This window comes from Draconibacterium halophilum, assembly GCF_010448835.1.
Lineage (GTDB): Bacteria > Bacteroidota > Bacteroidia > Bacteroidales > Prolixibacteraceae > Draconibacterium > Draconibacterium halophilum.
The window spans coordinates 860,008-879,285 of the sequence record NZ_CP048409.1 but is presented as its reverse complement, the minus strand read 5'-3'; the positions used below and the strand labels follow the sequence as shown (position 1 = coordinate 879,285).

At 40.3% G+C, this 19,278-nt stretch carries 13 protein-coding genes; 7 read left to right on the top strand and 6 right to left on the bottom strand.

The genetic code is table 11. From position 1 onward, the window contains the following. The first annotated feature begins 453 nt into the window (after positions 1-453). From G0Q07_RS03460 to G0Q07_RS03450, 3 genes are all read left to right on the top strand, one after another. Entirely contained in the window at positions 454-2,094 is a 1,641-nt protein-coding gene (locus G0Q07_RS03460) for an AMP-binding protein (protein WP_163344778.1), read from the top strand. Positions 2,095-2,225: 131 nt separating this feature from the next. Next, positions 2,226-3,350 carry an acyltransferase family protein gene (locus G0Q07_RS03455; RefSeq protein WP_163344777.1) on the top strand — a complete coding sequence of 375 codons (1,125 nt, stop codon included), beginning with the start codon at positions 2,226-2,228 and terminating at the stop codon, positions 3,348-3,350. Positions 3,351-3,382: 32 nt separating this feature from the next. Beyond that, positions 3,383-4,291, top strand: a complete 909-nt coding sequence (locus G0Q07_RS03450; protein ID WP_203532666.1) for a sugar phosphate isomerase/epimerase family protein — start codon at positions 3,383-3,385, stop codon at positions 4,289-4,291. Between the two features lie 235 nt (positions 4,292-4,526). Here G0Q07_RS03450 and G0Q07_RS03445 read toward each other — a convergent pair whose 3' ends face one another. Continuing rightward, positions 4,527-5,390, bottom strand: a complete 864-nt coding sequence (locus G0Q07_RS03445) for an outer membrane beta-barrel protein (protein WP_163344775.1) — start codon at positions 5,388-5,390, stop codon at positions 4,527-4,529. Between the two features lie 165 nt (positions 5,391-5,555). After that, complete coding sequence (locus G0Q07_RS03440; protein ID WP_163344774.1) at positions 5,556-6,815, bottom strand: peptidase U32 family protein; 1,260 nt, start codon at positions 6,813-6,815, stop codon at positions 5,556-5,558. A gap of 216 nt (positions 6,816-7,031) precedes the next feature. Between G0Q07_RS03440 and G0Q07_RS03435 the strand changes: the two genes are divergently transcribed. Beyond that, a complete protein-coding gene (locus tag G0Q07_RS03435; RefSeq protein WP_163344773.1) occupies positions 7,032-7,769 on the top strand; it encodes a hypothetical protein in 738 nt (245 codons plus the stop codon). Between the two features lie 121 nt (positions 7,770-7,890). Here the strand turns inward: G0Q07_RS03435 and G0Q07_RS03430 are convergent, their stop codons facing one another. Next, positions 7,891-8,100: a hypothetical protein gene (locus tag G0Q07_RS03430; protein WP_163344772.1), complete on the bottom strand. Its 210-nt coding sequence runs from the start codon at positions 8,098-8,100 to the stop codon at positions 7,891-7,893. Positions 8,101-8,373: 273 nt separating this feature from the next. On the opposite strand from G0Q07_RS03430, the gene G0Q07_RS03425 reads away from it, so the two are divergent. The 3 genes from G0Q07_RS03425 (at position 8,374) to G0Q07_RS03415 (ending at position 10,087) form a co-directional block, all read left to right on the top strand. After that, positions 8,374-8,694 carry a hypothetical protein gene (locus G0Q07_RS03425; RefSeq protein WP_163344771.1) on the top strand — a complete coding sequence of 107 codons (321 nt, stop codon included), beginning with the start codon at positions 8,374-8,376 and terminating at the stop codon, positions 8,692-8,694. Between the two features lie 33 nt (positions 8,695-8,727). Beyond that, a complete protein-coding gene (locus G0Q07_RS03420; protein WP_163344770.1) occupies positions 8,728-9,324 on the top strand; it encodes a DUF4468 domain-containing protein in 597 nt (198 codons plus the stop codon). Between the two features lie 265 nt (positions 9,325-9,589). After that, positions 9,590-10,087: a mechanosensitive ion channel domain-containing protein gene (locus G0Q07_RS03415; RefSeq protein WP_163344769.1), complete on the top strand. Its 498-nt coding sequence runs from the start codon at positions 9,590-9,592 to the stop codon at positions 10,085-10,087. A 369-nt stretch (positions 10,088-10,456) separates the two neighbouring features. Here G0Q07_RS03415 and G0Q07_RS03410 read toward each other — a convergent pair whose 3' ends face one another. The 3 genes from G0Q07_RS03410 to G0Q07_RS03400 all read right to left on the bottom strand — a co-directional run bounded on the left by G0Q07_RS03410 (position 10,457) and on the right by G0Q07_RS03400 (position 19,162). Continuing rightward, positions 10,457-11,131: a hypothetical protein gene (locus G0Q07_RS03410; protein ID WP_203532665.1), complete on the bottom strand. Its 675-nt coding sequence runs from the start codon at positions 11,129-11,131 to the stop codon at positions 10,457-10,459. A 54-nt stretch (positions 11,132-11,185) separates the two neighbouring features. Beyond that, positions 11,186-15,910, bottom strand: coding sequence for an efflux RND transporter permease subunit (locus G0Q07_RS03405; protein ID WP_163344767.1), 4,725 nt, complete (start codon positions 15,908-15,910; stop codon positions 11,186-11,188). A gap of 135 nt (positions 15,911-16,045) precedes the next feature. After that, positions 16,046-19,162 carry an efflux RND transporter permease subunit gene (locus G0Q07_RS03400; protein ID WP_163344766.1) on the bottom strand — a complete coding sequence of 1,039 codons (3,117 nt, stop codon included), beginning with the start codon at positions 19,160-19,162 and terminating at the stop codon, positions 16,046-16,048. Between the last annotated feature and the right edge of the window lie 116 nt (positions 19,163-19,278).

Here is a 19,278-nt window from a genome sequence, read left to right as displayed (position 1 = left end):
ACCACTTATTCGCCAGAACCTACCGCTTATTCGCCAGAACCTACCGCTTATATATTACCTCATTTTGTTTCACATCAATTTCGTAGTTTTGAATCGTAATTCAGAAACAGTTCTTTTTATACTGAACAGATAAAATATAAAAATTTATCTCCTCGCATTCGTTTCCTTGTTAGGACTTGATTGAAGTTAAAAACACCGCGGTTTAAAATTCACATTCGCAAACTGTCCTTCACTGTCCCTGAAAGCAAACTAATAATTAGATCAAGAAAAAGCATAACAAGGAATACAAAGCCAACCCGCTACCTACAGGGTTGGCCTTTTTTTTGCTTCAACCCCAAACTTTTCGGGCAATTAGCGGTTTCACCACCAACGATGTTATCATATTTACCTTCAAACAATTTGTTTTAATGCTAAATATGGTATTTTTAAAAGTTAAATTTTAAAGTGCTATAAATGCGTGATCAAACATTAGCAAAAATTTTTACTGCCACTTTTCATCAAAATTGGGAAGAACAAGCTTTTTCTGATTTTGATGGTGGAGATTACTATTATAAAGACATTGCAGCAACAATAAAATCACTGCACCTGTTCTACCAACTTGCCGGGCTGCAGCGAGGTGATAAGATTGCCGTTCTGGGACGAAACTCATCACACTGGGCTGCCACTTTTCTATCGGCCATTTCTGCCGGACTGGTTATTGTTCCAATCCTGCCCGATTTCAATAAAAATGATACAAATCACATTATCAACCATTCCGAATCGAAGCTGGTTATTGGAGCAACCGCCCTTTTAGAAAAAGTTGACCTTACATTGTCGGAAAACCTGCAGGCAATAGTTAAACTGGAAGATTTTAGCTTTCATTCGGGAATAGATGAAAACATCCGATACAAACTGAACGATGGATTTCAGTACTACAAGGAAAACAAATTAAGCAAAGAAGCTTTTGTTTTTGAAGAATGGGAACCCGAAGAAATGTGTATTATCTCGTATACATCGGGAACATCGGGGTTTACAAAAGGAGTAATGATACCGGAGCGGAGTCTGCTCTCGAACATTATTTTTGCCCGGGAGCACATGCCACTGGAAGCCGGGAATAAAATTGTTTCGTTTTTACCAATGGCGCATGTTTACGGCTTGTTGTTCGAATTTCTATTTCCGGTGAGTAAAGGCTGCCACATTACTTTCCTTAGCAAAATGCCTTCGCCGGCTGTTATAACAAAAGCGTTTGGCGAAATAAAACCACACCTGATTCTATCGGTGCCACTTGTAATTGAAAAGATTTACAAAAAACGTATTCTGCCTGCTATTGAAAAGCCTGCCGTAAAAATCATGCTGAAAGTTCCGATCATTTCCAATATAATTCTAAAAAAGATTAGAACGAAAATGATTGAAACATTTGGCGGACGCTTCTTCGAAATTGTTATTGGCGGAGCACCACTGAGTGCCGATGTTGAAGCTTTCTTTAAACGTATAAATTTCCCGTTTACAATTGGCTACGGAATGACAGAATGTGGCCCGCTGATTAGTTACGAATCGTGGGATAAAACAATGCCGTCGTCGGCCGGAACACTTGTCGACCGTATGGAAGTACGAATCGATTCGGAAGATCCTTACAGTGTGGTTGGAGAAATACAGGTAAAAGGCGAAAATGTAATGCTAGGCTATTTCAAAAACGAGAAGGAGACAAAAGCTGTGCTCACCGAAGATGGCTGGCTAAAAACCGGCGACCTTGGTGTAATTGATCAAAATAACTTCATTTATATTCGCGGACGATCAAAAAATATGTTGCTTGGCCCATCGGGTCAAAATATATACCCCGAAGAAATTGAAGCAAAGCTTAGCAACCAAAGCTATATTGCCGAATGTGTGGTTGTTGAGCGCGACCACAAACTGGTAGCTCTGGTTTACCCCGATTTTGAATCGATGAAAACAGAAGGCATTAACGAGAAAGATTTACCAGAAATAATGGCCGATAATCGGAAAAAGGCCAATTCGGAATTGCCACGTTACGAGAACGTAAGTCGCATTGAACTGGTTGATACAGAATTTGACAAAACGCCAAAAAGAAATATTAAACGTTACAAATACATCTAAAATAAAAACTCCGGACAATTCATCCGGAGTTTTTTTAATTCCTGTGCTTCCTATTAACCTGTAGAATACATTTTCATTTTCCGGGCAAACCGGAAATATTGCTACATTTGTTTTAACTAACTAATACCTGGATGAACTTAAAGTCAAGTAAACTCTTTTCTGAAGACCGTCTATTATCTCTCGATTTCTTTCGTGGAATTACCATGTTTCTTTTGGTAGCCGAGAGTACGCATCTGTGGTCGGTATTGGTTCAGCCTCCCATTGAAGGAACCATTGTTGAAAGTTTCTTCCGGCAATTTCATCATCACCCCTGGAATGGCTTAAGATTTTGGGACCTTATTCAACCCTTTTTTATGTTTATTGTTGGTGTGGCAATGCCTTTTTCGTATGCAAAAAGGAAAAAACGGGGCGACTCAGAGGCAACAATTACACGGCATATTATAAAGCGTTGTATTATTCTTTTGGCATTTGGTGTTGCACTGCATTGTGTTTACAACAGAAAATTGGTTTGGGAACTTTGGAACGTTTTATCACAACTCTCAGTTACCATTTTAATAGCTTACTTTTTAATGCGGTATAAATGGTCGACACAAATCGTTGTTTCACTTGCAATACTGCTGTTATCAGAAATACTTTACCGCACTTTTCCTCTTGAAGGCTACAATCAACCCTTTGTAAAAGACCATAATTTTGGGAGCTGGGTTGACATGCTATTAATGGGGAAAATAAACAATGGCGGGGGCTGGGTAGCTATAAACTGCCTTCCTACAGCAGCCCATACCATTTGGGGCGTTGTGGCCGGGCAATTATTACAATCGACTAAAATAGCGCCAAAAAAGGTTCAACTGTTATCTGTTGCAGGATTAACGATATTATTTGCCGGTTATATCCTCGACTGGACTTCGGTAACACCCATCATTAAACGCATAGCTACCTCGTCGTTTGTATTGGCATCGGGTGGCTGGGCGCTACTGGCTTTGGCTTTTAGCTACTGGCTGATTGATATAAAAAAAATTAACCAATGGATTTTTCCTTTTGTGGTTGTTGGCACCAACTCCATCTTTATCTACCTTTTTTCGAATACCGTTGGCGCACAATGGTTAAACGAATTTGTATCAATTTTTACAACAGGCTTTTTCGCCTGGTTTAAAACGCCTGAATTTTTAATAAACCTCATAACCGCTTTAAGTGTTCTCTCACTGGAATGGTTACTTTGTTATTACCTGTTTACAAAACGAATCTTATTTAGAGTTTAAAACGTACTTCATATCAACTAAATTTTAAAATGATGAAAACAAATCGTAGAAATTTTTTAAGAACTACAGCTGCCGCTACAGCAGGAACCATGCTTGTTTCACCTGCTTTTGCTATCAATGCAGCAAAATCGCGTTACCAAATTTCATTAGCAGAGTGGTCGTTTAACAAGGCTTTGTTTGGAGGAGAAATGACAAACCTCGATTTCCCAAAGGTGACCCGTGAATTAGGAATTGACGGAGTTGAGTATGTAAACCAGTTTTTTAAAGACAAAGCTAAGGATGAAAAATACCTGGCTGAATTAAAGAAAATTACCAAAAACGAAGGTGTAACAAACGTGCTTATTATGTGCGACGGAGAAGGTATGGTTGGCCATCCTGAAAAAGAAGAGCGCGTAAAAACAGTTGAGAATCATAAAAAATGGATTGACGCTGCGGCATTTTTGGGTTGTCATTCCATTCGCGTAAATGCGGGTAGCCGCGGCGAATACAAGGAACAACAAAAACTGGCGGCCGACGGATTGCACATGCTCTGCGAATACGGCGACAACAAAAAAATAAATATTATTGTTGAAAACCACGGAGGATTATCGAGCAATGCTGAATGGCTTACCGGCGTAATGAAAATGGTTGATCACAAACGCGTTGGTACTTTACCCGATTTTGGCAACTTTATCATTAACCGCGAAACCGGTGAAGAGTACGACCGCTATAAAGGAGTGGAGCTTTTAATGCCATACGCAAAAGGGGTGAGTGCCAAAACCAATGTTTTTGATGCTAACGGCGATGAAGCCAACATGGATTATTACCGCCTGATGGAAATAGTTGACGATGCAGGTTACAAAGGTTTTGTAGGTATTGAATATGAGGGAAGCGAAATCTCAGAACGCCAAGGAGTGATGGCCACCAAAGCTTTACTGGAAAAAGTATTTAAAACATTATAAGAAAAATAACATTCTTACAATGGCCTCTTTTATTATCTTTTACCATTAATTTTTGTTAATCGTGCTTTATTTCGAAACAATAAAGTTGTGTAACCGTAAGTTTAAACAACTTTGTATTTATAAAGGACTTAAAGAGGTTGATTGAAAAAATTAATACAAAGTTGAAAAAGGTAATTAGTTGTTTGTCTTTCAAAAAGAAAGCGATGAAAATTCATCGCTTTCTTTGTTTATAATGCTAATTTTTGTTTCTGTAGAATGGCAAATTCGGATCAACTCTTCCGCCGCTTCCACGTCCTCTTCCATCGCCAATTTCAAATAAGTATACCAAGCCTGCACTTATCTGCGTTGTTAACGACAGGCGCCGGTTGTATCGCAATAAATCAACACCTTCTTCCTGTACATACGTAAAATTAGGAACTCCGTCGATTATTCCGGAATTTAAAACGGTGCAGGTTCCATCTACTTCAAATAGCAATCTGTCGCTAATGGCATAATCAAAACCAATTCCGCCGCCAAAATGAAATGCCGGCCAGCTGTCTTGCTCGCTATTCTTTGTTCCTCGTGAATACAACACATCCCACTCCAAATCCGGATCCGGTAATTCCCGATAGCTTAAATCCGTTCTTACAAATACCACAACACCGGTAAGTTTTACAAAAGGCGTGAAGGTTTTATCGGGCATAAAGTAGTATTTGTAGTTAACAGCCAGGTTAAATAAGCGCGTGTTATACTCAAGCGGAGAAATCATAAACTCATCCTGATAATGGGGAGAAAAATAAGGGGTAAGAAAATAGTTAAAATAGGGAGGATCATCATTAAAACCCTTCAAATGAGAATAATCGAACTCTACGCCAAAATATGTTTTTTCGGTAACCTGAAATAAAATTTCGCCTTCGACACCAGCCGAAAGTTGCGGTGTAAATTTTTCGCTGCTGGTAGCCGGAGAAACGAATAAAGCATCAGGATGTGGCACGTCGGAAGTTCCGAATTCGGAAATTAACATGCCGGAATTAGCTGCCAGTCTGAATCCAATCAACTGAGCTTGAACAGAAAAGGGCGCAGCAAGAAGCAACATAAAAATGAAAACCAATTTTCTCACATCCATCTCTTTGACTTACAGCCATTAAGTTAAGCTGTTTTTGTCAAAAAAGGAAACGAGCATCTAAAATATTTTCATATTGGCAAATATTTTAGCGTATGCGCGTTCCATCTTACACCTTAGTCAATAAACAATTTTGATAAGATGAAACAAAGTAAAACAAATCTATTTCCTTTCTTTTACCTGTGAGGCATCAACTACTTTAAAGAGCTTATCGGCTCTGCGTGTTACAGCATCAATGGGTACAGAAATTCGTTGCCCTTTTAAACCTTCATCAACGGGCTTTAATTCGAAGCGAATTTCATTAACACTTGTTTGAAATACTCCTGTTGTAGGGCCGGTAATTATTATCTCATCTCCTACTTTCAGGTTGTTTGTTTCCAGTTTAAATTCGGCAACACCTATTTTTTTGAAATAGTTGGTACATTTCCCGATGTACAACTTGCGTTTACTTGCTCTCGAACCATAGTTATTACTCCACTCGCCCAATCGCTGGCCGAGGTAATAACCATCCCAAAATCCACGATTAAAAACCGATGTTAATCTCTCGTTCCAGTCTTCCACTTTCTCGTCGGTAAACGATTCGTCGAAATAAGCATCAACCGCCTCGCGGTAACACTGCACAACGGTTTTAACGTATTCGGGAGAACGGGCACGCCCTTCAATTTTAAGCACCGATACGCCCGAATCGAGTATTTTATTCAGGAAATGAACGGTTTTCAAATCTTTTGGCGACATGATGTATTCGTTGTCGATCTCCAGCTCGGCACCGGTTTCTTTATCGGTTACCGTATAAGCCCGCCTACAGGTTTGCAAACAGGCACCACGATTTGCCGACGAGTTCATTTCGTGCAAACTAAGGTAACATTTACCGCTGGTAGCCATACACAAAGCACCGTGCACAAACATTTCAATTTTTATCAACTCGCCGTTTGGTCCGGTAATATTTTGCTTTTTTATCTGGTCGCTGATCTCCCATACCCGCCCCAGGTTCATCTCACGAGCCAGCACCACTACATCGGCAAAATTGGAGTAAAATTTTACAGCTTCAATGTTGGTAATATTTACCTGTGTTGAAATATGCACTTCAAGGTTAACCGAACGGGCGTATTGAATTACCGAAACATCGGCTGCAATAACTGCTGAAACTCCTGCTTCTTTAGCGGCATTAATAACTTCGTGCATTTTATCCAATTCGCCATCAAAAATTTCCACATTCATGGTAAGGTAAGTTTTTACCTTATTCCCGGTGGCAACACGCACAATTTTACGCAGGTCGTCGAGATTAAAATTATTGGACGAGCGCGAACGCATGTTGAGATTTTCAACACCAAAATACACCGATCCGGCTCCTCCCTGAATGGCGGCCATTAACGATTCATACGAACCCACAGGCGCCATTATTTCCACATCTCTTCTTTCCATTACTTAACCTGACGTTTTAAAAATTGCGGTGCAAAGTTAAGAGTTTTTGGGAATTACCGATTGCTCTCCTTTTAAGTAAGCTGATGAATAACTTTACAAGCTGCACCCTGCTACAAAACATAAAAACAAATTGTGCATATGTTTACCATAAGTTATAAATTGTACCAAATTATATGTTTAACCTCGTATCCCCGATACGAACAAAAATCAAAAACCATGTCAGACCGACAAGATTACGATGCATGTTACAATGCATTTATGGCCATTCCGGCCGAAGAAGTAAAAGCACCTGATATGCCCGTTAATGCGGCAATACAGGAAAATGAAAACCTTTATTTATGGAGCCTCGACGACAAAGCAGAGTTAATGGGAGCGGGTTTACCCGAAACCACCATCGATTTGTTAACGGTGCGCAACGGTGCCTGCCGCACGGCCGAGGCCATGTGGCAACGCGAACAGCATACATCACAGGATGCCCAAAAAGAATGGGAGAAACGTTCGCCTGCAGCTTACGAACTGCGCAACCAGTTATTACACGATTTTCGTTATGCATTTCGTAACAACGAAAGATTATTAAAACGGGTAAGTGCTATAGCCGAAGGATACGACGATGCCGATATGATACAGGATTTGAGCAACCTGACTGCCCTGGGCGAGGCCAACCCCGAACCACTGGCAGTAATTAATTTCGATGTTACCTTACTCCCGCTGGCTACTACTACTGCCGACGAACTGGCAATAATACTGGCACAAGTCAACGGCGAAAAGGGAATCGACCACCAGGTGAAAATTACCCGCGACCGCGCCTACACCTACATGCAACAAGCGGCCGACGAAATTAAAAACTGCGGCCGCTATGTGTTCTGGAAAAACGAAGAACGGCTAAAAGGTTACCGAAATATTTATAAGAATAAAAAAAATAAACCGGGAAATAATACCGACTCAGAGGAATAGTGACAGTATATTAATTAGACAGTGCGGGGCAACAGCAATGTTGTCCCGTTTTTTTTGCCAAAATTTACAGCCATCGCTAACAAAATGTAAATATTTGATTGCTAATACAATCTCCGCACTGTCATTTTTCTCGTCCGCTGACCTGCGGACAAGACATTTGTAAATGCGGACGTGTGTTTTTTGGTTGCGGACACCCCAAAAGCACCTGCGGACACCCTTCCAGCGACTGCGGACGATCAAAAAGCACCTGCGGAAGTATTTTTATCGGCTGCGGAAAGCCCAACAACACCTGCGGACGCACTTTTTTTGGCTGCGGAAGGCTCAACCCCAACAGCGGAACCTGTTTTTTACCCTGCCAACAACTATTTACAACAATTTTGCTACATTTATTGCACTAAAACTTTAAACCATTGAATACGCACCCTGAAATAGCAATTTACAAACGAATCATAATATGTGTTGTTATCCCTCCGTTTTGGGTGGATATCAACACTTTTTAAAAGGCTATTAACGATATAACAACAATGATGATACACAGTAGTGTTAAAGCCAATTTTAAAAAAATAGAATCAACCAAATTTATTTAAAACCAAAATCAAAAATTATGGGACAAGCAAAACGAGCATGGGAAGAAAGCGAAGCAAATGGAAACATTGTTGAATTCCTTGAAGAAATGTTGAGACGTGATGAATTTAAAGGAGCTTTAGAAGGAATTGCAAAACAAGTTGTGGATAAGGGAGTAAATTCAATGAGCCCGAAACAAAGTGCTGTGGTGGACAAATTTATTGAAGCATACCGAGAAAGGAATGAGTGTGATAGATGTACCAATGGAAACGTAACATCATTGACTGACTTAATTTTCATATCTGAGAACGGTCTTTGTCCGATGTGTGATAATGACAGGGAAAAATTTATGCGAGATTAACAATAATCACTACCAAACATAAATATTGAGATAATGGTAAAATTTCAAAAAAATAGTACAATTTTATTGCTGGTACTATTTTCAATATCACTTAATGTTAATAGCCAATCAAATTCCCCAGAATTACCGATTGATTTGACAACCAATAAAATAATGTACACAGACGTGGTTCATACCGACAGTACACTTTTAAAAGCTGACCTGTTTACACTAGCTAGAATATGGTTTGCCGAAACATTCAGAACATCTGGAGCTGTAATCCAAATGGAGGATAAGGAATCTGGTGTATTAATAGGAAAAGCCATTGTTCCTATTATATACAAATCTTTTGGTGTAACACATGACTTGCAAAATGTATTATTTACACTCTCAATATATTTTAAAGATGGTAGATATAAATATGAAATGACGGACTTTATCTATCAGCAACAGTCACCCTCTCCTTTAATAGAATTTAATGACATTCCTTTTGAATATATTTACTTCAATAAAAATTTGGGGGTTAGAAAATACAATAAAAAAACAAGACTAAGCTTTGTAAATCAATTGGACACACAGGTTAAAATCATTTTGAAAGACCTAATTTCTTCAATGGATAAAAAGAACACACCAGTAGATTCAGAATGGTAGAAAAAATGCAAACAATTGATTTGCAGACAAAACGAATAAAAAACTGGCTATAACAAAGTGCAAATGTAATGCGGGCGGGCGTGGTATTCCAGCGTTTTCGCATTGTTCAACCACCGCCAATCCGTCTTTGACGGATTATCGGTTAAAAATAAATTAAGTGCTACGCCGGCTTGGCTCCGTGCAAACTTGACAGGTTGCCGTTTCAAAGCTCCGCACTCCACTTGCACCAACCGTTAACATTCATTAGAAACAAGAAATTATTAATATGGAAGAATATAAATTTCAAATAGCCGAAACGATTATTATCATGTTTGTTTTTTTAATTACGAAATTAATAACCAAAAGAATAATAACGAAAGTAGGAGTTAGGTTTAAATATCAATCAGGAAGAATAAAAATCACAAATAAAATAGTAGGTGTTTTGTTGCTGATAATACTAACTATTATTTTAATGATTATTTGGGGAGTTGACCAATCTGAACTATTGTTATTCCTTTCCACAATATTAACAATTTTGGGAGTTGCGTTTTTTGCGCAGTGGTCAATCATTTCAAATATCACTTCTACATTGATAATTTTTTTCAATCATCCAATTAAAATTGGAGATTCTTTAACTATAATGGATAAAGACTACCAAATAGAAGGGAAATTAAATGATATTGGTATCTTCTTCATTATCATAAAAACGAAAGAAGACAAGAAAATAACAATCCCGAGTAATGTCTTTATGCAAAAAATGATTCAAAAGGAACAAGCTGTTTAAAACAAAATAACCCCACTGGCGCGATTTTGTAAATCGTACCTCGCCCTGCCCCTCGTTTGCAACGAGGGGCTCGCATTCAGTCGATTGTATCGACATTTATCTTTACCTTTAAAACAAAAATGCCCGCAGACAATTATTTCATCTCCGACCAAAATACAAGCTACTTTTTAACATTTACTGTTGTTAACTGGCTTGATGTGTTTACAAGAAAAGAATCAGTGGTGTCCGGTAAACATTATACAGATTTCTCCCCCGCTGGCGCGATTTTGTAAATCGTGTCTCAGCCTGCAAGGCTGAAAAGAGTTAAATCAAAAGGCTGCGAAAACAGTGATGCCCTCACTCGGAGTGATGGCATCACTTTATAGAAGTTTAAACAAATTTTTCGCGTTTCTGTAAATTATAAAGTCCGTACAAGACAAACACCAAAGTGGCGATTCCCATAAAAATTCGGTTTTTCCGAATGATTCCCAGCCAAATCACCTCATTCAAATTATTTGGGATTTCAAAAGGATTCAAAAAGACGTCCCACTGTGTTCCCTGCATAAGGTCTTCTCTCAGAATTAACAGCGCTACACCAATCAACACCATCGCCACAGCAGTTCCGTTTCCATTCTTTATAATGGTGGAAAACATAAATGCCATAGATCCTAAGAATATGATTGGATACAAGAGTTGATACGACATCTCCAGCACGTTTATTTTGTACAGTAGCACCGAGGCCAAAGCCGAAAAAAGTACGATAATGACAAATACGAGGGTATAAATCATTATCAAACGTACTAACCAAACTTTATAGCGGTAGTTTGGAATTCCGAACAGAATCTCCAGCATTCGCGAATCATCATCATTTTGGATCCCAAAAACCGAGGGATAGAAAATGAGCAAGATTCCGGGAAAAATCAGTAAGTAATACACCACATCTTCCGACATAGAGCCGCCATTATAAACAGTTTGTATGGCAAAAAACAAAAAGAATGCAAGTGCTGCTATTAAAAACCATATAAACCGGTTGGCAAAGATGATTCTTAGATTATACCGTATCATTTTTATCAAAATATACAGTCTGTTTTTTATATCGAATTGTCTTTCCATAATTCCTTAAACGAAGTCTTTTAACAAACACAAATAAGCATCCTCAAGATTTGGCAATACATTAACAGCATCGGGTGCCGGCTTTTCTTTGGCCAGACAACGAACTTTTATATTCTCGCCATCGCGCATGTGGTGAACAATCATTTGTTTATTGGCCATTTCATCAAATTCCTTAGCCGGAAGCGAGAAGTGCCAAACAAAATTGTTCCCTATGTTTACCATATCATTTGGTTTTCCAAAATATTTCAGGTTACCGCGGTTAATTACCGCTACCTGGTTACACGAACTTGCAATATCCTCGATAATATGTGTCGAGAATATAACGATCCGCTCGCGGCTCAGCTCTACCAGCAAATTACGGAAACGAATACGCTCGCGCGGGTCGAGTCCGGAAGTAGGTTCGTCAACCACAAGAATACGCGGCAGGTTCAGCAAAATTTGTGCAATACCAATCCGCTGTTTCATACCTCCCGAGAATGCCCCGATTTTGTCTGCACGGCGATCCCACATATGAACACTTTTTAATACATATTCCAATCGGTCTTCACGCGTTTTGGTGTCTTTTATTCCTTTCAGAATTGCCTGATAATCGAGAAATTCCCAGGCCGACATATTTTCGTAGGTACCAAATGCCTGTGGCAAATAACCGATCAAACCTTGTAACTCCTCGCGGTATTTCTGCGTATCCATTCCGTTAATCCATATCTTTCCGTAACTCTGTTCGAGCACACCGGTTATAATACGCATCATGGTTGATTTACCGGCACCGTTTGGTCCAAGTAAACCAAACATACCCGTTTTAATCTCCAGCGAAACACCGTTAAGCGCCCTGAATGGGTTCTTACGTTTCCCGATAACGGGAATCTGGCGAACCATATTAAAGTAACCACGGCGCAAAACTCCAAAACGCCCTTCAATGCGCGCAATATTCACATCTTTGTTATGAATATACTCTGCCGTTGCATAGAAAGCCAGCAACAGATACCAGATAATTGCAATAAAAATTACCATTCCCAGGTTATCCCATTCTTTAAAAAAGTAGAACAAGAATACTAACGGAACGATCCAGAATATGATGTTATAAATCCATTTATTCAGTTTGAGATAAAAGGTTTTACCTGTTGCTTCATTTTTATTGATCAGCACCTGGTTTAGCGGAACCCGCAGCAAGAAAAGGAAAAAGAAAACGCCGTGCGACAATACCCACATCCACAAGTGGCTTTCGATGTAAAAGAAGGTGAAATAAACGGTAAAAATAAAGAGTGGGATGTGCCAAACGAGATCGGAAAAATCGCGTAGGTGTTTATAGTCTTTAGTCAAACCGGCACGTTCTCTGATCTTTATTCCCGATTTCCATTCACGCATAAATCGCGAATCGCGGTCATAAATTTTCACCAGTCTTCTTATTTTAATCCTAACCGGTTCGTTCTCATCCACAACCTTTTCGCTGGCCTGCCGCAAACTAGTCATTGTAAAGGCTACCACACCCGGCACCAGAACAATAAGCAAAACAAAGTCGAGCAGTTGCCAAACAAAACCATCTACTTTTAAATAGATGAACGCGGCGCCTAAAATAAACACAGTTAACATTCCCAGTTTCAGGCCAAGGTGCAGCGACCTAATCCAGGTCAGTGCATTTTCCATTCCGGCATACAATGTTGGGATGAAAATAAGTGTTAACAGCGTACTTAGGGCTAAACCACCAATAACTGTTATTGCAAATGGGGCACCAATGGCACCAACATATTCAGCTTGTCCCATTGCCAGCGGGAATAAGGCTACAATTGTGGTAATTGCTGTAATCAAAATTGGGCGAACTCTCGATAGTCCTGCTGCCATTAAGGCACGCGATTTCCTGTACCCCCGTTTTCGGAGAATATTGGTAAAATCAATTAATATAATACCGTTGTTCACCACCACTCCGATTAGGATAATAAAGCCCATTAAAGTATTGGCATTGAAAAGGCTGTTCCCGGTAAAAATTAGCGCCAGGAATGATCCAATAGCTGCCAGAGGAATAGAGAAAATCAGTACAAACGGTGTTGATACCGATTCGAAAACTGATGCCAAAATCATTAAAATAAGAATGAACGCAGCAGCAATCAGGAACTTAAATTCCGCATACTGATCTTCTTCGTGAATAACCTCAACAGCAACTCCCGAAGGCAATTTATAGGCACCAATTATGTCGTCAATTTCAAGTCGGTAAGCTTCAAGCAAATCTTTCGAGTCGCTGGCTTCGTCAACAAAACTGTAAGTTAATTCAATCTGTTTCTCCTGGTTTACACGCGTAATGCTGGCCATACCTTCGGCATACACCATGTCCGCCAGTTCATCCATATCGTAGGTGGCTCCCTCGGCGTTATTTACCTGCAATCGGCGAAGATCTTCAATCCCTTTGTTATTCTCTTCTTCTTCAACACCTTCAGGTAATTTTTCTTTTATTACAATTTCATATTCTTCCGTGCCTTGTTTGAAATTTACTCCCGATGTAAACTCGCGGGTAAAAGTTCCCAACTCCGACATAATATTCTGAAGCGAAACTCCATATTCGGTAAGCAGCATCTGGTTGAAATACATGTGTACTTCAGGCCGGTTGTTCGCCACGCTGATATTGGCCCTACGGATGGTTTCAAGATCTTCGATGTAGTAAAGTAAATCCTCAGCTACACCTTTCATCACCTCAAAGTTTTCGCCTTTTATAACCACACGTTCCTGGTTGGAACCAATTCCCATAAATTGCTGGAATCCCTGGGTACCGGATCGACCACCACCGCCGCCACCGCCGCGAAAACTTGCGCTCGATGTTGGTGCCTCAAGGCCAACTTCTCCCTGCGAAACATTGCCAATACGTTCTTCAACATCTTTTTTAATTTCAGCAATGGTTCGGTCATCAATATCTTTGTAGTCTTCGCGAAGAATGAATGTCAGAATGGCCTCTTCGGCTTCAATATTGGCCGAAAGGTCTTCTTTCTCAGCAACATCTTCCAGGCGGCTTTCCACATCGGCAACTACTTTATCGGTTGCTTCCAATGTTGTACCGGTTGGCATGGTAACATAAATATTGAATTGTTCCTCTTCAACTTCCTGTAAATTGGTTACGCTAATTGCCAACACAATAAACACCGTTAAAAAGAAGAACACCAACGCACCGATTATCGTACGTGCCGGAACACGCATACTGGCTTTCAGTAGCAGAATATAAATTTGAATAATACGGTTATTGGTCGTAACCTTTTCGTAAAATATGTTGTGTTGACGTTTGCCTCGTAACAGCACGTGGGCAGCCATAGGAATTAACAGCAAAGCCACAAATAACGAAACAACCAGTGTGGAAATAATTGAAACTCCAACGTGGTTGCCCAGTAATTTTACCATGTAATCGGCAGAAAAAACAAATGGCAGGAAAACCGTTACGGTGGTGAGTGTTGCTGCTACAATAGAGCGCCAAACCTCTTTTGTTCCCTGCGTTACCGATTGTTCCGGACTCATTTTATTTCCCGAGAGCCGGTAAATATTTTCCAGCACAACAATACTATTGTCGAGCAGCATACCAATGGCCAAAACAAGACCAACCAGCGTTAAACTGTTCAGCGATATATTGAAGGCATAAAACAGGTTAAAGGCAGTAAATACCGAAATTGGAATGGCCAGAGCAATAAATGAAACAATGCGCAGATTTTTCAGGAACATCCAAAGAACAAAAATGGCCAGTAAACCACCCACCAATGCCAGGTCGATAATCTGATCGATGTTTTTCTCCATGGTTTCAGCCAGGTTGGTCTGAACCACAATTTGTACATCTTTGGCGGCAAGCTTCTTATTTAACTCAGCAATCTCTTCCTGCACATTATGCGACAGGTCGATAAGATTTGCCTGCGAATCGCTAACCAGGCTCATCGAAACAGCATCCAATCCGTTTATTCGGCTGATTGATGTTTCTTCTTTAACACCAAAAAATACATCGGCCACATCTTTTAAATAGATCGGCCCATCGGCTACAACAATATTTTCGATATCCGAAACTTTATCGTACTCGGCGGTAACGTGCACAAAATATTGCTTTTGTGCATCGTGCAGGTAGCCGGTAAAAGTCCGGTTGGTAGAACCTCCGGAAATGGCACTTTGAATTTGTGCCGGAGTTATTCCATACGCCTCGCAGGCACCGGCATCGTAGGTTACTTCAATCGAACGCTCTTTACCACCGTATACCGAAACAGAAGCTACCCCATCGATATTTTCCATTTGGGCGGTAACTTCCTGATCAACAATATTACGTACACGATCAACTCCCCCGCTTCCGCGTATCTGCAGTTCCATAAACTGGTTGGTGAGCTGATCCAGATCAACGCGGTTAACCGTAACAATAAAGTTATCGTCGAGCTCACCGGCTATCAGGTCAATCTTTTCCTGAAGTTTCAGAAAAGTATATTTAATGTTGACGTTCTGTTTAAAATTAACTTGTATAGATGCCGATCGGTTGGTGATAAACGACTCCATATCCTCAATGCCTTCCATTGTTCCGATAGCTCCTTCAACCGGAATAACCGCCTGGTTTTCCAGGTAGCTCGGGTCCACCTCAATCCGCGACTGAATCTGAACATACAGCATCGGGAGCTCGGCATTTGGCATGAGTTCCACCGGCAACTGTTTGTAAGAGATGTAACCCAACATGGTTAATCCCAAAAACAGCATACTGATGAATATTTTTCTATTGATAATAAATTTCATTTGCAATAAATTAGTTGGAAGACTGAAGACCGAATATCGGAGCAATAGATTTAAGCACGAAGTACAAAATTTTTACCTTGAACTTTAACTTGCAAGACACCTTTATTTGTTCGTCAAACATCTTCAAATCGTCCCTTAATTATCAGTAACTGCCAGCTTTTTCTCTTTCACAAATAACAATCTCACCCTATCTAAAACATCGTAAACACAAGGGATTACAATAAGTGTAAGTATGGTTGATGTTACTAAACCGCCAACCACTGCCAGCGCCATTGGCGAACGAAGCGATGCACTTTCGCCAAAACCGATTGTAAGTGGTATCAGGGCTAAAATGGTTGTTAAACTGGTCATTACAATTGGCCGGATACGTTGCTGCCCGGCTTGCAGTATGGCTTGTTTTCGCTCTACTCCCTCTCGGATGAGCTGGTTTATTCGGTCGACCAAAATTATAGAGTCATTAACCGCAATACCTACCAACATTATCACTCCGATAATAGCCATTATATTGAATGTTTTTCCGAGAATAAAGAAGATAAGAACACTTCCCACCACTGCCAGCGGAATAGTTAACAGAATGGTAAACGGATGAATGAGCGACTCGAACTGAGAAGCCAAAACCATGTATACCAATACAATAGAAAGCAGCAATGCAAAAGTCAGGTTCCTCAACGATTCCTGACGTTTTTCTTCTTCGCCGGTTACCATTATCCGATAATCAGGCAATAAATCAATGCTTGCTGTTTGGTTACGGATATCGTTTGCCACGTGATCCAATGGAATACCATTTTCAAGTTGTGCCGTAACTTTTCCTATGCGGTTTTGATTTCTTCTGAAAATCTCTTTTGGCGATACACCATAACTGATATCGGCAATTTCGCTTAAACGGAAAACCTGATCGCCCGATGTGATGATTAAAGATCCGATCTCATCAAGACTTTTCTCCGGAACTTTAATGGTAATATCCTGCATTTCGCCACTGCGTTCCAGTTCGCCGGCATCTTTACCCTGCAACTGGTCTTGCATTTGCGTAATTACACTACTAATATCAATGTTATACATTCCGGCACGCATGCGGTCAACACGAATTTCAACCTCAGGAGCACCGTCTTCAATCGATGTTTGAATATTAAAAAGACCATTAACCGACTGCATTTTTTCTTTCACCTGGTTAACAACCCGCTCAATTTCATCCAGCTCTTCGCCTCGTACTTCAACTACCACAGGTGCTTCATCGGTTCCAAGAATTGACTGAAGTGCACTTTCTTCCTGAGAAAAACTAACTTCCAATCCTTCAATATTAGCGGTTAACTGGTCGAGTGTTTTTACAATACTTTCGGTTGAAATTGTTGCATCCGGTTTTAAAATCACCTTTAACTCTGCCGTATTTTCGCCTTCAAAAACAGAATTTTCATCTCCCGAAATACTTGAGGATGGTCCGGCCTGCGAATAGACTTTATCCAGATTTTCACCCAGATAATCGATTAAAATATTTTCAATATTTCTAACTGTCGACTCCGTACGTTCCAACTTTGTTCCTTCCTGTAATTTCAGGTTTACGGTAAGTTCGTGTGTTTGTGTTTTAGGCATAAATTCGGTACCAATGTATGGCACCAACAATACTGATCCACCAATTGCCAAAGTTGCTATAATTATCACCAGCCACTTCGCATCAATCACTTTTGATAGAAAACGGCCATAGCCGCCAACTTTTACCGATTTCGATTTCAGCGGAGCTTTTCGGTTTCGATAGAAACGGTGATACATCATCGGGATTAAAAAGATGGCTACTACCAACGACGAAAGTAATGAAAATGCTACTGTCCAGGCCTGATCTTTAAACAACTCGCCCGAAGCTCCGTGCAAATAAACAATGGGCAAAAACACGATGATAGTTGTAAGCGTTGATGCAGTAATAGCTCCTCCCACTTGGGCAGTTCCGTTTATTGCAGCATCTTTTACACTCAATCCGTTTTCGTGATTCCGGAAAATATTTTCGAGAACCACAATAGCATTATCAACCAGCATACCCGCACCTAAGGCGAGCCCTCCCAACGTCATTATATTTATGGTGAGGTGATTAAAATACATGAGGTTGAAAGTGGCCACAATTGAAATTGGAATGGCGACACTTACAATTAATGTAGTTCCAAATCGACGAAGGAAAACAAATAAAACGATTACTGCCAGAAGTATACCCAGCAAAGCCGTTTCCTGCACTTCGCCAATAGCATTGCTAATAAAGCGTCCCTGGTTGGTAACTCCAATAAGCTCGTAACCCGGAAGTGCTTTTTCAATATTTACCAAAGCCTCGTTGATCTGCTCAACCGATCTTACGGTATTAAATTTTGTTTCTTTATAAATGGAAAGCCCCAAACAACGTTCGCCATTGATATGCACAATATTTGTTGGTTCTTTATTTCCGATAGAAACAGCTGCAACATCTTTCAGATAAACCGGAGCCATTGAAACCCGGTTTTGGTTGGCTGTTGCTTCGGTGCTGCGAACAGCTTTATAACCAACTATCAGGTTTTCAAAATCTTCAATAGTTTGCAACATCGATACACCTTTTACAATGTACTGTGTTCCCATGTCGGTGATCTGTCCACCGGAAACGTTACGGTTAAAGTTCTGAATACGCGATGCCACTTCATCCATTGAAAGCCCTTGCGCATCGAGTCGGTAAATATCGGTTTCAATAATTATTTCACTCTCTTCCTGACCCGATAATTCAACTTCGGCAACACCTTCCAAACGAACCAGTTCGTTCCGGACATAGTTTTCAGCAACTTTCCGCAACTCGTTCATATCGGTAATTTCGTTGTGCTTAAGCCCAATTATCATTACCGGAGTTGTATTCGGATCGTGTTGTGTTATCTGAAGTTCATCAATGTCGGAATTCTGGGTAAGCGTATTCAAGGCCTTTTGCAGGTCGAGAAAAGCTTCATCCATATCTTTATTCCAGGCGTATTCTACTGTTATTTGTGCCGATCCTACCCTTGAAGAAGAAGTTACCTGAACCACGTCTGACTGGCGAATGGCAAGCGCTTCGATGTTTTCAACAAACTGTTGCTCCATTTCTTCCGGAGGCCGCTCGCCCGATGTCACTTCCACAAAAATGCGCGGCGAATTCAGATCGGGAAACAGATCGACTCCCAGTTTATCGTACGAAATGTAGCCCAGCAACAAAACGCCAAGCACTACCATTAGCACGGTAACCGGGTAATCGACAGAAAATTGCGTTAATTTTTTCATCTAATTATAATTATTAGTTTCAGATGTATTAGATGGAACTCCCATAATCTTAATTATGCACGTTTGTGGCATAAATTGGTTATGGTTGTTTCATAATATATTGTTAGAAGCACGAA

What these genes read in the sequence shown, in the direction of transcription:
- G0Q07_RS03440 (WP_163344774.1), bottom strand. Translation starts at nt 6,815, where the DNA reads ATGGAAAGAAGAGATGTGGAAATAATGGCGCCTGTGGGTTCGTATGAA.
- G0Q07_RS03410 (WP_203532665.1), bottom strand. Translation starts at nt 11,131, where the DNA reads ATGATACGGTATAATCTAAGAATCATCTTTGCCAACCGGTTTATATGG.
- G0Q07_RS03455 (WP_163344777.1), top strand. Translation starts at nt 2,226, where the DNA reads ATGAACTTAAAGTCAAGTAAACTCTTTTCTGAAGACCGTCTATTATCT.
- G0Q07_RS03425 (WP_163344771.1), top strand. Translation starts at nt 8,374, where the DNA reads ATGGGACAAGCAAAACGAGCATGGGAAGAAAGCGAAGCAAATGGAAAC.
- G0Q07_RS03435 (WP_163344773.1), top strand. Translation starts at nt 7,032, where the DNA reads ATGTCAGACCGACAAGATTACGATGCATGTTACAATGCATTTATGGCC.
- G0Q07_RS03420 (WP_163344770.1), top strand. Translation starts at nt 8,728, where the DNA reads ATGGTAAAATTTCAAAAAAATAGTACAATTTTATTGCTGGTACTATTT.
- G0Q07_RS03405 (WP_163344767.1), bottom strand. Translation starts at nt 15,910, where the DNA reads ATGAAATTTATTATCAATAGAAAAATATTCATCAGTATGCTGTTTTTG.
- G0Q07_RS03450 (WP_203532666.1), top strand. Translation starts at nt 3,383, where the DNA reads ATGAAAACAAATCGTAGAAATTTTTTAAGAACTACAGCTGCCGCTACA.
- G0Q07_RS03415 (WP_163344769.1), top strand. Translation starts at nt 9,590, where the DNA reads ATGGAAGAATATAAATTTCAAATAGCCGAAACGATTATTATCATGTTT.
- G0Q07_RS03400 (WP_163344766.1), bottom strand. Translation starts at nt 19,162, where the DNA reads ATGAAAAAATTAACGCAATTTTCTGTCGATTACCCGGTTACCGTGCTA.
- G0Q07_RS03460 (WP_163344778.1), top strand. Translation starts at nt 454, where the DNA reads ATGCGTGATCAAACATTAGCAAAAATTTTTACTGCCACTTTTCATCAA.